Annotated in this window: 15 protein-coding genes; 14 read left to right on the top strand and 1 reads right to left on the bottom strand. The window is 43.8% G+C overall.

The genetic code is table 11. The annotated features are described in order from the left end of the window. Nucleotides 1-10: 10 nt before the first annotated feature. The 10 genes from B9Y81_RS03595 (at nucleotide 11) to B9Y81_RS15195 (ending at nucleotide 11,620) form a co-directional block, all read left to right on the top strand. Nucleotides 11-3,184, top strand: coding sequence for an efflux RND transporter permease subunit (locus tag B9Y81_RS03595; RefSeq protein WP_085535644.1), 3,174 nt, complete (start codon nucleotides 11-13; stop codon nucleotides 3,182-3,184). Then, a complete protein-coding gene (locus B9Y81_RS03590; protein ID WP_085535643.1) occupies nucleotides 3,165-4,343 on the top strand; it encodes a TolC family protein in 1,179 nt (392 codons plus the stop codon). The genes B9Y81_RS03595 and B9Y81_RS03590 overlap by 20 nt, the downstream gene beginning before the upstream one ends. A 28-nt stretch (nucleotides 4,344-4,371) precedes the next feature. Beyond that, nucleotides 4,372-4,794, top strand: a complete 423-nt coding sequence (locus tag B9Y81_RS03585; RefSeq protein ID WP_139822889.1) for a hypothetical protein — start codon at nucleotides 4,372-4,374, stop codon at nucleotides 4,792-4,794. Between the two features lie 50 nt (nucleotides 4,795-4,844). Further along, a complete protein-coding gene (locus B9Y81_RS03580; RefSeq protein WP_085535641.1) occupies nucleotides 4,845-6,716 on the top strand; it encodes a heavy metal translocating P-type ATPase in 1,872 nt (623 codons plus the stop codon). A gap of 338 nt (nucleotides 6,717-7,054) precedes the next feature. After that, entirely contained in the window at nucleotides 7,055-7,516 is a 462-nt protein-coding gene (locus B9Y81_RS03575) for a YqaA family protein (RefSeq protein ID WP_085535640.1), read from the top strand. Nucleotides 7,517-7,583: 67 nt separating this feature from the next. After that, nucleotides 7,584-8,429: an RteC domain-containing protein gene (locus B9Y81_RS03570; RefSeq protein WP_085535639.1), complete on the top strand. Its 846-nt coding sequence runs from the start codon at nucleotides 7,584-7,586 to the stop codon at nucleotides 8,427-8,429. 352 nt (nucleotides 8,430-8,781) lie between these two features. Beyond that, the gene (locus B9Y81_RS03565) at nucleotides 8,782-9,141 is read left to right on the top strand and encodes a helix-turn-helix domain-containing protein (protein WP_085535638.1); all 360 of its coding nucleotides are present in this window, start codon (nucleotides 8,782-8,784) and stop codon (nucleotides 9,139-9,141) included. Continuing rightward, on the top strand, nucleotides 9,104-11,152 hold the full coding sequence (locus B9Y81_RS03560; protein ID WP_085535637.1) for a bifunctional DNA primase/helicase: 2,049 nt from the start codon (nucleotides 9,104-9,106) through the stop codon (nucleotides 11,150-11,152). The genes B9Y81_RS03565 and B9Y81_RS03560 overlap by 38 nt, the downstream gene beginning before the upstream one ends. A gap of 11 nt (nucleotides 11,153-11,163) precedes the next feature. After that, entirely contained in the window at nucleotides 11,164-11,466 is a 303-nt protein-coding gene (locus tag B9Y81_RS03555; protein ID WP_085535636.1) for a helix-turn-helix domain-containing protein, read from the top strand. Beyond that, a complete protein-coding gene (locus tag B9Y81_RS15195; RefSeq protein WP_139822888.1) occupies nucleotides 11,426-11,620 on the top strand; it encodes a hypothetical protein in 195 nt (64 codons plus the stop codon). Before B9Y81_RS03555 ends, B9Y81_RS15195 begins: the two co-directional genes overlap by 41 nt. Here B9Y81_RS15195 and B9Y81_RS03550 read toward each other — a convergent pair. Continuing rightward, entirely contained in the window at nucleotides 11,604-11,879 is a 276-nt protein-coding gene (locus B9Y81_RS03550; protein ID WP_085535986.1) for a hypothetical protein, read from the bottom strand. The genes B9Y81_RS15195 and B9Y81_RS03550 overlap by 17 nt on opposite strands. A 338-nt stretch (nucleotides 11,880-12,217) precedes the next feature. On the opposite strand from B9Y81_RS03550, the gene B9Y81_RS03540 reads away from it, so the two are divergent. The 4 genes from B9Y81_RS03540 (at nucleotide 12,218) to B9Y81_RS03525 (ending at nucleotide 13,265) form a co-directional block, all read left to right on the top strand. Then, nucleotides 12,218-12,475 carry a hypothetical protein gene (locus B9Y81_RS03540; RefSeq protein WP_085535634.1) on the top strand — a complete coding sequence of 86 codons (258 nt, stop codon included), beginning with the start codon at nucleotides 12,218-12,220 and terminating at the stop codon, nucleotides 12,473-12,475. An 11-nt stretch (nucleotides 12,476-12,486) separates the two neighbouring features. Further along, the gene (locus B9Y81_RS03535) at nucleotides 12,487-12,702 is read left to right on the top strand and encodes a hypothetical protein (RefSeq protein ID WP_085535633.1); all 216 of its coding nucleotides are present in this window, start codon (nucleotides 12,487-12,489) and stop codon (nucleotides 12,700-12,702) included. A gap of 130 nt (nucleotides 12,703-12,832) precedes the next feature. Continuing rightward, a complete protein-coding gene (locus B9Y81_RS03530) occupies nucleotides 12,833-13,030 on the top strand; it encodes a DUF3873 family protein (RefSeq protein WP_245832403.1) in 198 nt (65 codons plus the stop codon). 4 nt (nucleotides 13,031-13,034) lie between these two features. Beyond that, entirely contained in the window at nucleotides 13,035-13,265 is a 231-nt protein-coding gene (locus B9Y81_RS03525) for a hypothetical protein (RefSeq protein WP_085535632.1), read from the top strand. Nucleotides 13,266-13,272: the final 7 nt, after the last annotated feature.

The following is a 13,272-nucleotide window of genomic DNA, read 5'->3' as shown; positions in this document are numbered from 1 at the left end:
CATTGACAACATGCTGAATAAAATCATAAAATTCTCTCTCAATAACAAACTATTTGTGTTGCTGGGAGCGGTGCTGCTGATTGTAGGCGGAACGTACATATCCCAAAAGATGGATATTGACGTGTTCCCCGACCTCACAGCCCCGACAGTAGTTGTAATGACCGATGCACACGGCATGGCTGCCGAAGAAGTGGAACGGTTGGTAACCTTCCATATCGAAACAGCCGTCAACGGTGCAACCGATGTACGCCGCGTCCGCTCGGCATCCATGCAGGGATATTCCTTCGTGTGGGTAGAGTTCGGATGGGGAACGGATATTTTCAAAGCCCGCCAGATTGTAAGCGAAAAAATGGTATCGCTCGGCAGCGAATTACCCGCCGATGTCGTTCCCGTATTAGCCCCGCAATCGAGCATCATGGGCGAAATCCTGCTACTTGGCTTGCAAGCCGACAGCACTTCGATGATGGAACTGCGCACTTTAGCCGATTGGGTGGTAAAACCCTCGATACTCGCCACGGGCGGCGTGTCGCAGGTAACCATTATCGGCGGCGATTACAAGCAGTACCAAATACTTGCCGACCCGCAAAAGATGGACGTTTACGGTGTAAGCATGAACGAGTTGGAAAACGTGGGAAGCACATTCAGCGCCAATTCGTCGGGCAGCGTAATCCGCGACTACGGTAACGAATTTATCCTGCGCGGCATGGCTCGAACCAACAGCCTCGAAGAGTTGGGAGCAACATTCATTAAAACCGTAAATGGTAAACCCGTTGTTGTTTCAGATGTGGCGGAAATTGTTATCGGCAGTGCCTTAAAGTTGGGTTCAGCCTCGCAAAACGGCAAGCCCGCCGTTATACTTGCCATTTCCAAACAGCCCAATATCAATACGCTCAACGTAACCGAAAACATCGAACGGCGGTTGGCAGAAATACAAGCCACACTTCCCGCAGATGTAAAGTTGGATACCAAAATTTTCCGTCAAGCAGATTTTATCGAATCATCCGTCAATAACGTGGGTGGCGCACTGATGGAAGGCGCGCTGTTCGTAGTCATTATTCTGTTCCTGTTTTTGGGAAGTTTACGCACCACGGTTATATCCGTTGTGGCTATTCCGCTTTCGCTGTTGGGTGCAATTATCGTACTCTACCTGTTGGGCATGAACATCAATACCATGACCCTCGGCGGGATGTGTATCGCCATCGGTTCGTTGGTGGACGATGCCATTATCGACGTGGAAAACGTGTACAAACGCCTGCGGCAAAACCATCGCAAGCCCAAAGAGCACCGACAGTCCTCTTTCACGATAGTATTCGATGCCTCGCGCGAAATCCGTGCTTCTATCCTCAATGCTACGCTCATTATCATTGTAGCGTTTGTTCCCCTGTTTTTCCTTACGGGAATGGAAGGACGAATGCTTAAACCGCTCGGCGTGGCATATATTGTTTCGCTGTTCATGTCGCTGATTGTCGCCATGACCGTAACGCCGCTCATGTGTAAGTTGATGCTTTCGGGCGATAAGTATTTGGATAAAAACGAAAAAGACAGCTTGCTGACCCGCAAACTTTCAACCTTCTACGGTTCATCGCTGCAATGGGTGCTACGCAACAAAAAGAAAGTGTTGTATCCAACTATCGGCGTGTTTATTGTGTCGCTTGGCTTGTTTTTTACAATGGGACAGAGTTTTTTACCCGAATTTAATGAAGGTTCGTTGGTCATTTCTGCCGTAACCAAACCCGGTGTTTCGTTGGAAGAAAGCAGTCGTTTGGGTAATCTAATTGAAACCGAACTAATGAATATTCCCGAAGTAACGGGAACGGCAAGGCGCACGGGACGCGGCGAGTTGGACGAACATGCACAAAGCAGCAACAGTGCCGAAATTGATGTGATGTTTCAACTAAAAGACCGTTCACGAGAAGAATTTATGGAAGATGTACGCCACACGTTGGCAGGCGTTCCGGGCATGGCGACTACCGTCGGGCAGCCTTTGGGACACCGCATCGACCATATGCTTTCGGGAACTCGTGCCAACATTGCCATTAAAATATTCGGCCCCGATTTAAGCCGCTTATTTATGATGGGTAACCAAATCCAAAATTCCATCAAGGGAATTGACGGACTGGTAGACGTGGCGGTGGAACAGCAAACCGAAACACCACAATTACAGGTACGCGCCAATCGCGGTATGTTAGCCAAGTACGGCATCACCATTGAAGATTTCAATAAGTTTATCGACATAGCGTATGGCGGCGAAAAGTTGGCGGACATCTACGAAGGGCAACGCAGCTTCGATTTGGTGCTTCGCTTGAATCAAAACTACACCCAAAGTATCGACCAAGTGAAAGCCGCTCTGATTGACATCGGCAACGGGCGTAAAGTGCCGTTGGAAGAAATTGCCGAAGTGGTTTCCGTTGGCGGCCCCAACACTATTACCCGCGAAAACGTACAGCGTAAAATCGTAGTTTCGGCAAACGTGTCGGGGCGTGATCTAAAAGGTGTCGTAGAGGATATCAAAGCCAACATCGGTGCAAATATCAACCTGCCCGAAGGCTACCGCGTGGAATACGGTGGACAGTTTGAGAGTGCCGAAAGTGCCTCGCGAACCCTGCTTATCACCTCGTTTTTGGCGTTATGTGTGATTTTCCTCTTGCTCTATGGCGAGTTCAAAAACCTCACGCTATCAGCCATTGTATTGCTGAACTTACCGTTGGCGTTGATTGGCGGCGTGTTTGCTGTGTTCTTCACGTCCGATATTGTCAGCATTCCGTCCATCATCGGTTTTATCACCCTATTCGGAATCGCTACGCGAAACGGAATCCTGCTTATATCCAAATACCAACACATGCAGCAGCACAATGAAGAATTGCAAATTTCGAGCGATGAGTTGAAGTCAGAAGGGATTGATTCGGAAATCGAAGTTCAAGATTCAAAATTGCGTGAGATTGTAGTACATGGCTCGATGGACAGGCTCAACCCGATACTGATGACCGCACTTACGGCGGCATTGGCACTTATCCCGCTCGTTTTTCAGGGCGATAAGCCCGGCAACGAGATACAAAGCCCGATGGCAGTTGTAGTGTTGGGTGGATTGCTTACGTCCACGCTATTAAATATTTATATTGTGCCTGTAGTGTACGAAATGTTGGAAAAAAGAAAACAGAAGAAAAATGAAAAAAATAGTAATTAGCCTATTGTTCGTATCCGTTCTGTTTTCTGCGAAAGCACAAAACGGATATGAAACTGTTTTGCAAACAATAGAAGCAAACAGTTCCACGCTCACTGCGCTGCGTGAACAGATGGAAGCGCAAAAATTGGGTAACCGCACGGGAATCTACCTTGCCAATCCCGAAGTTGAATTTCACTATCTATGGGGTAATCCCAACGTCATAGGCAACCGCACGGACTTTACCGTAAAGCAATCGTTCGACTTCCCAACGGCTTACAGCCACAGGGGAAAGATTGCCGACCTGCAAAACGCCAATGCGGAAATGCAGTACAAAGCCGAGCGGATTAACCTGCTGTTGGCAGCCAAAAAAGTTTGCGTTGATTTGGTGTACTACAATACCTTAGCGAAAGAGTATGCCGCAAGGTTGCAGAATGCCGAACGCATTGCCGCTACCTACCAGTCGCGCATGGCGAAAGGCGATGCCAACGTATTGGAAAACAACAAGGCGCAACTGAACCTGACAACCGTTCAAAACGAAATGGCACGTATCAGGACAGAACAGGCGACTTTGCTGTCCCAACTCAAAGGGTTGAACGGCGGCAAGGACATTGCTTTTACCGATGATGTGTACCCTGCCAACGTGCTGCCTGCCAATTTTGAAGACTGGTACGCCTCTGCCGAACCGAAAAGCCCCGTGTTACAATACGTCAGCGGACAAATCGAAATCAGCAAGCGGCAAATAAAGTTGAATCAGGCAATGGGCTTGCCCAAGTTTTCGGCGGGCTACATGAGCGAAGCGGTAACAGGCGAACGCTTCCAAGGCGTTATGGTCGGTGTTTCCATTCCGCTTTGGGAAAACAAAAACCGCGTTAAACAAGCCCGTGCACAGGTTACAGCCGACGAATCGGTGTTGGCTGACACCAAAGTGCAGTTTTATAACCGCCTGCAAAGCCTGCACCTGAAAGCGTCGGGCTTACAACAGAACGCGTTGAAATACCGCCAGTCCATTACGGCTAACGGCAACGAACCGCTGCTGAAAAGAGCCTTGGACGCAGGCGAAATCTCACTGCTTACCTACCTCATGGAAGTGGAATACTACTACGATGCCATCAACAAGGTATTGGAAGCGGAGAGAGATTATAATTTATCATTGGCGGAGTTATCGGCGGTGGAACTTTAAGTTTTGAATGATGTGTATGCACAGTAAAATGAAATTGTACAAAGAAAACAAGCTGTTGCTTGTTTTGGCAGGGATATTAGTTCTTGCTCATGCTGTTATACCCCATACGCATCATTTCAGTTTCTTTTCATCCGTAGTCGATCTGTTGGGAGAGGATTTTAAGGAACAATTTGAACACCATAATCCAACAACAGATAAAACAAAAGAATGCTATTGTAGCTATCGGTTTGATTATTCTGATTCAGATGATACAACAGGGCTACATCTTAAAAAAACGAATGACAAGAAAGAATATGTCCTGGATTATCAACCATCTTACATGGTTGATAATCCACCGGACATAACTTGCGAAACGAAGTTACTTTCATTATTTAATCCCAATGTTGCATTCAACTATACTGACTGTATAGTGCTTTTTGTGGGGCTTAGAGCACCACCCTTTGTTTGTTAGACACATCGCTTTTTATCAAATCAATGTTTAACGAACAAATAAAAATTAAAATGAAAAAAATATTTAGTTTTCTCGAAAGTCTTCCGATGACAATAGTAGGAGGTGTTTTCCTTGCCATAAGTTTAGTGTTGTTATTGACAGACACAAAAATGCTCATCGATCCCGCGTGGGTAACTGTTTTTATATGCGGATTACCGCTACTGTATCTCGCTCTTACCCGTTTGATTTTTCAACGGTGGGTATCATCTGCTTTGTTAATATCTATCGCGATGGTTGCTGCTATTGCCATAGGCGAACTTTTTGCCGCAGGCGAAGTAGCTTTCATCATGGCTATCGGTGCTTTGCTCGAAGAACGGGCGGCAGGCAGAGCCAGAAAAGGCATCAGCAAACTGTTGAACCTTGCTCCGCAGAAAGGACGGCGCATTATTACGGTTGATGGCAACATCACGGAAGAAATCGTTCCTGTGGAAGAAATACACAGGGATGATTTATTACGTGTATTTCCAGGAGAAACAATTCCTGTCGATGGAAAAATTGTTTTTGGGAACACTTCCATAGACCAATCCATTATGACGGGAGAGTCTTTGCCGGTGGATAAGAGTATCGGCGATGATGTATTCTGCGGAACGATCAATCGCTTCGGCTCTATCGACATCGAAGCGACTAAAGTGGGCAAAGATTCTTCACTCCAAAAGATGGTCGATATGGTAAAATCCGCCGAGAATAAAAAGGCTCCGATGGAACGCATCGTCGATAAATGGGCTACATGGCTTGTTCCTATCGCTCTGCTGATCGCTATATTGGCTTATTTCTTCACAGGCGATATTGTCCGTGCGGTAACTGTACTGGTTGTTTTTTGTCCCTGTGCATTGGTCTTGGCTACTCCTACGTCTGTAATTGCAGCCATCGGGCAGGCAACCAAGCATGGTGTACTCATTAAATCGGGCGAAGCATTGGAAGCAATGGGTAAGGTGAATAGCGTTACATTCGATAAAACCGGAACACTTACTTACGGCAAGTTAGAAATTAGTGACCTGCTTATGTTTTCAGACGATATGAATGAGCGGGATTTACTATCCCTTATTGCTTCTGCCGAGTTGCGGTCTGAACATCCATTGGGAAAAGCCGTCGTAAAATATGCACGGGATAAAGGTATTGATGTGAGGGAGCCTTCCACATTTGAAATGATACCGGGTAAGGGGCTGAAAGCCGTTATTGACGAACACGAAGTAATATGCAGCAACACTGCATTACTACAAGAAAACGGAATCCAAATAGAAGATAAAGTAACAGATTCTTTACAGAATATACGTCAGGAAGGCAAGGCTTCAATCTTAGTTGCTTTAAATGGAAAGTGCGTAGGTCTTGTCGCCTTATCCGATGTCATTCGTCCCGATGCAAAAGAGATGGTGGGCAAACTGCAAAAGATGGGTACGGAAGTAATCCTGCTGACGGGCGATAACAAGCAAGCTGCCTCCTATTTTGCAGAACAGGCGGGAATAGATACCATTTATGCCGAACTACTTCCCGGACAGAAAGTAGAGCAGATTGAAATACTACAGCAAGAAGGACGAAAAGTTTGTATGATAGGCGACGGTGTTAATGATGCTCCGGCTCTTAAAACTGCTGATGTCGGTGTGGCAATGGGAAGTATGGGCAGCGATATCGCCATTGAAGCTGCTGATATTGCGCTGATGGGCGATGAAATATCAAAGATACCGTATCTCAAAAAGTTATCTAACTCCACTTTGAGCACGATAAAATTCAATATAACCCTTTCGATGGTTATCAATTTCGTGGCGATAGGCATGTCGCTTATGGGATGGTTAAACCCGATTACCGGAGCATTGGTACATAATGCAGGTTCCGTACTGGTTGTATTGAATGCAGCATTGTTGTACGACAGGAAATTGAAGTATTGATTTCATTAAATGGGCGCCACTGCTGGTAAATAGCATTTTCCCAACCTTTGTGTCAATGTTTTTCTAAACAGCGACACAAAGGCTATTTACTTATAGCTGTTTAGCTGTAATTATCAAGGTTTCTTCGTTTGACGCCAAGTAGGCGGTTTACAGAATGCGAAATAGGTGCAGCGAAAACAAGTGCCTATTCCTTATTTTAGGCGAAAAACCCAACCTGATTTTCGGAATTGCTTTACTGATAATGATAGCGGGGACGGATAGGAAGGTTGCAAACTAATAACATCGAAGTTAGGGGAACTTCAATTTAGAGTAAAATAAAGGATGATGAACTGTATATAATGGAATTACTTGGTGACTGGGGTTATTTAGGTTTGTTTTTGGGCTGCTTTTTGGCAGCAACCATCATTCCCTTTAGTTCAGATGCATTATTTGTATCCGCACTGGCTCTTGACGGCAGCATTCCATTGACTTTGTTTTGGGGCGTTTCTGGCAACTGGTTAGGCGGATTAGTTACCTACTGGATGGGCTATGTTGGCAAATGGGAATGGATTGAGAAATGGTTCAGGGTAAAACCTGAAACGCTTGAAAAGCAAAAAAAGAGAGTGAATAAATACGGTAGTTGGCTTGCGCTTTTGACTTGGATTCCTATAATCGGGGATGTTTTTGCATTGGCATTGGGTTTTTACCGCACTAATTTTTATTCATCCGCTTTCTTTATGCTTATAGGTAAACTGGTTCGGTTTGTCTTGATAATTATTGTTTTTGTGTATTTTAAAGTCGAATTGGATTGGTTTGTTTAAGTTGATATGTTGCAATATTTAGGATAATCATGTCTAAATAATTGTTGGATAAATATATAGTAGTTAAATGAGAAAGAAAATAGACAAAATAACGGAGCAGTTGAATACTCAATTTCAGGCGATTGACATGTCGGAAATGAGTATTTTGAAAAAAGCAGAAGAATCAGTTTTGCTGCTGGAGACTGCCTTTGAACAGTTGAAAAACTTTATATATGGCTATACTTTTGAAAGTGAAGCGGAAGAAATACACTTCTTTAAAGAAGTAAAGCCAAAGATATTTCACAAGTTAATCTATTACCGCAAGATTTACAATTTTGAAGCCATGCGCCCAAACGGTAGCATCAGCGTTCAGAAAAATTACATAGAAAAAGAACTTGACCATCTGAAATATGTATTTGATAAGAACATAGATTTCTACAAATATTATCGTTCGGAAAGTACGCATTTAGACAGATACTATTTTCTGCGCGGCAAGCCCGATATACAAATGATGTTGGAAACATTTTACTTTGAACGCGACCCGAAGTTTTCCACTTCGTGCGATTTCAAAGTCGCAAAGATTTTGGCAAACGAGTTATTGCGTATCTATTTCAATGAAGAACTCATGGCATTAGAGCATCCGCAACACCCGCAATCCGATTGTTATACATCGCTTAAAGCAAAGGAAACGTGGACACGCAACAAAACAGACCTTGTAGAGTTGATATATGCCATTTGCGAAGCCGATTGTTTCAATTTCGGACGAATATCACGAATACGTCTGACTGAATACTTTGAAAATGTGTTTAATATTGATTTGGGCGATGTATATCACACCTACCTTACCCTTCGTGGGCGCGTAAACCGCACTCAATTCTTAGACGAGTTGAAAGACAAATTGATTGCAAAAATGGATAAAGACGATAGTAAGTAGTAAAATTGGGCAATTACCAAGTTCCCAATTTGACTATTTGGCAATATTGATTTTTCAATTGGCTGTAATTCAACGGATTGCTAAAGCATTTTTGCCAAGTATAGTACCAAGTTTTCACATATAGATTTTGATAATTTAAGCCTCAAAACGTCCGTTTTTGAGGCTTTTTTTATGTCATTTTGTGGCAAAAAGCACCACTACCAAGTTTTACATAGCACATTCTCAAAAGTTTTGATTTTAAAATCCTTTACTGATAAGCATTTCATCGCTATTAAAAAAAATAGTTGTACCAACTTGGACGTTCAAAATTTGCAATCCACCGACATTTGCAGCAATTCAAACAGTTATTGCTATGGATGTTATCACTATCGAATCACAAGCGTATAAAGATTTAGTGGCAAAAATCAATTCGATTGCCAAGTTCGTAGTCGAACACCAGTCAACAGATGCCACCGACCCCGACGAAGAATGGGTGGACAGTTACGAGGTTTGCACTTTTCTCGCAATCAGCGAACGCACGCTGCAACGCTTGCGCTCACAAGGTAAGATTTCCTACTCGCTCATATCGGGCAAAACCTACTATACCATTGCGGAAATCAAACGAATGCTGAATGAAAAACGCATCCGCAGCAACGAAGAAGCACTTCAAAACTTAATCAACAATCACCAACAATATGTTCAACAAAGAAGAATTGCTAAGGCGAACAAATAACGGTTTGGACGTTTTCAAACACTATATTCCGGGACAATGGCGAATCGGACGGAACTTCTTGAATCCGTTGTACGATGACAGCAAAGCATCGTGTAACGTGTTTTTTGACCGTCGCAACGGCTGTTACCGTATCAAAGATTTTGGTAACGACGATTTCAGTGGCGATTGTTTCTTTTTCGTAGGAAAACTGAAAGGCTTGGATTGCCGGAACTCAAAAGACTTTGTAGAGATACTGCAAATTATCAATCGGGACTTATCGCTGAATTTAGATGATGGCGACACTTCGTTCGTGGTTTCAGTTTCACCAGTTATGAAGCCAGTTGCGAAAGAGGAACAGCCAATTGAACCAAAGAAAAGTAAGCCATACAGCACCATTCAGCAAAACTTCACATCCAAAGAGTTGGCGTTTTGGCAACAATACGGCATCACTTCTGAAATACTGAAAGCCTACAAAGTCGTTTCCCTAAAAGAATTTAAGAGCGAGAATAGCGAAGGTAAACCTTTCTTTTTTACTTCATCGGAACAAGAACCAATATTCGGATACCTTGGTAAACGGCATGTAAAAATCTACCGTCCGGTTTCTGAAATACGCTTCCTGTATGGCGGAAACTTTGGTGAAAATTATTGTTTTGGACTGGAACAACTGCCCGCCAAAGGCGATACGCTGTTCATTACAGGTGGCGAGAAAGACGTGCTTTCCTTGGCTTCACGTGGCTTTCATGCAATCTGTTTCAATTCGGAAACGGCTACCATTCCAACAAGCATCATCCGCAAACTATCACACCGCTTCAAACATATCGTTTTACTCTACGATACGGATAAAACGGGTTTGGATGCTTCGGCGAAGCACCAACAGCAATTGGCTGAATTTGGCGTAAAACGGCTCGTTTTACCGCTTGCGGGAACAAAAACAGAGAAAGATATATCTGATTATTTCAAAGCAGAAAATACCCGCGAAAACTTTATCGGGTTGTTCATCGAATTTTTGGACACACTTTATAGCGAAACTATGGCAATTCTAAAGCCGTGTGAGATTGACTTCAATAATCCGCCAATCAAAGCAGAAATGATAATATCTATTAATGATGTCCCATTGGGGACGGAAGGCAACCTGTTCGGCATAACGGGTGGTGAAGGAACGGGAAAAAGTAACTATGTAGGGAGCCTGATTGCCGGAGCCATCCGTAACGCCGACTTTTCAATCGACACTTTGGGAACAACCATTAATGTGGACGGGAAGAACAAAGCCGTATTACTCTACGATACAGAGCAATCAGAAACGCAACTGTACAAGAACATTTCCAATATTTTGAGAAGAAGCCGTCAGGATAAAATGCCCGACTACTTCAAAGCCTACTGCCTGACAAGCATGTCGCGCAAAGAACGCTTACAAGCCATTGTTCAAAGCATGGATAAATTCTACTACCAGTATGGCGGTATTCAAATGGTCGTTATCGACGGCATTGCCGATTTGGTACGTTGCGCCAACGACGAAGCCGAAAGTGTGGGAATCATCGACGAACTCTACCGATTGGCAGGCATCTACAAAACCTGTATCGTATGTGTACTTCACTTTATTCCCAACGGCATGAAACTACGTGGGCATTTGGGTTCAGAACTGCAACGCAAGGCGGCTGCCATCCTTTCCATCGAAAAGGATGAAGACCCAAATATCTCGGTTATCAAAGCCCTGAAAGTTCGTGACGGTAGCCCGTTGGACGTTCCGTTGATTCAGTTCGCATGGAACAAGGAACTGGCGATGCACACATACATCGGCGAAAAAACGAAGGAAGAAAAGGAAAAACGCAAGGAAAGCGAATTGGTGAGCGTTGCCCGTGGCATCTTTGGCAAGCAACGGCATTGCACCTATGTGGACTTATGCGAGCAAATCCAAGCGATATTGGACGTGAAAGAACGCACAGCCAAAAGCTATATCAAATTCATGCGGGACAAGGAAATCATTCTGAAAGACCCGTCCAATGTAAGTTATTTCATACTCGGTCATATTTAAAATCAAATACCATGTTTATAGATAAAAATAATTTCGAGGCGTGGATGAAACGCATTATGGATAGGCTCGATATGCTTGAAAACCGCATTACCAAAAAGGAAAAGGTACGCCACCGACTTAACGGCGAACTGTTGTTGGACAATCAGGACTTATGTTTTATGCTGAATATCTCAAAACGTACCTTGCAGCGTTACCGAAGTTCGGGGCAATTGCCGTTTAAGCGTATCGAGCAGAAAACGTACTATCTGGAATCGGATGTACATAAGTTTATCCGTGAGCATTTTAATGACGGGCGACTTCCCGGCAAGAAGTAATTCACAGAGCCGCTACCCAAGCGGCTTTTTCATACCTGCCTGCGATACACTTTTCCGTTCCCGTGCCGTACACTTCAAAGAGAATCTCGGCGAGAAAGCAAGCGTACATGCGGCGGCTGTACCCTTGCAACGGAATTTCATTCATTGGGATTAAACGTTTCGTTGGTACGCGGAACGTCTGGCAATTGCTCATCCAACGACCTGCGAAAACGGACACAGCCTTCCATAAACTGCGGCCAGTCGGGAACCGAAAGTTTCGGGTCATATTTTTCAGGAAGTAAATTCCACAACTGCGGATGAAACCAACACAAATCATGTCCGCTGCTATCGCGGTGTTTACGAATACCTTGCCGTAATTTTTTGACTTCTTCGACAAGTTCGTCATGGGTCATATTTTTCAAATCTTCATCCATAATTTCTTGCATTATTGGTTTATACTATAAACAGACAAACACAAACCTTTGTTTGTGCGGTCTTATTTTCAATTACAATTACCGTTCCTTTCCCACGCTTCCCATTGTCTGTAATGCTGTCGGGATTCGGTATTTGTTATCATTCGGCAAAGGTGCTTACGGGTTCTGAACAGGCAGTAAAGTTCGAGCCTGCGGTTGCCACAAAAATTCTTCCTCTTTCCCTTCGGGCGAGCGTAATTTTTGCGCAAAACTTGACAACCCTAAACCCTTCACCGTGCTTGCCTATGAAACAAAAATGACCGACCCGACCGATGACGCATATAAAAAAAGTCAGCACGATGAAGAACGGTAAACATAACGTGAAACAAAAATTCCCTCGCCTCTCAAATCTACATATAATTTGGCGGTGGACGAAGCGGATAGCAGTTGTGGGATTGCTTGTGGCATTGGTTGCGAACTACGGAACAGGCAGTTGCTTGGCAGTTGTAGCAGGTTTCCTGATTGTCCGTGCATTGATACGGTTAGCGTTTCGGATTATAGTAATGTTGGTTTCCATCGCTTTGTTATTGCTGATTTTGGGTTTAATCATTTTATAAATCAAAAGAATATGAAAGAGTTTGAAGTAAAGACACGCTTCATTTTTGAGGGCGTTTTTAAGGTAAAAGCCGAAACAAGGCAACAGGCAGCCGAATACGTACAAAAACATTGCGGGTTGGTTATCGGGGGTGATATTCATTCCACGTTGCCTGATGACGATATAGATTGGGATTTTAATGTACATCCCGAAAAGGAAATCAAAGGAATTAAGCAAACATCTAAATAATAGCATCATGGAAACAGTAGCAAAATGTATGTACTATTTACCTGCGAATTACAGTAATTGTGCGACCTGCAAAGTCGGCGGATATTGTCACGGGCAATGTGCGAACTACACACCCGAAGAAACGGAATCCATTACTAAAAACGGTGTTAGCACCACCACCGAAAAGGGACAGGAACAGTATGTGAAATGTGTATTAGGTGCATTTCGGGGTAAAGAATATTTCCAATACGACTACCGACACACAGACGGCGAACTGTTTTCAACGGTTGCCGAAACGTTGGAAAAATGCAGAGAACGGCGGGACGAATGGTTAAACAAAAAAGCATAAGGATATGAAAACAAACGAAAGAAATAAAACTACCCGACTTTATGCCCATACCATTGAATACTGGTGGGAATGGTCGGATTACCAAGCAGAATACGAGGAATACGAGCATCCATTATCGGATTCGGATATAGAGCATATTTGCAACATGCTTGCGGAAGATTGTGTACAGGGGCAGTTGTGCAGCATTGCCCCCGATGATACGGAAATTTACGGTTGGTGGAAAATTCAAAAGTAAAACGCTA

The organism is Massilibacteroides vaginae, assembly GCF_900178525.1.
Classification (GTDB): domain Bacteria; phylum Bacteroidota; class Bacteroidia; order Bacteroidales; family Tannerellaceae; genus Massilibacteroides; species Massilibacteroides vaginae.
Note: the sequence above shows the minus strand (reverse complement) of the source record. Positions and strands in the feature narration are given on the sequence as shown.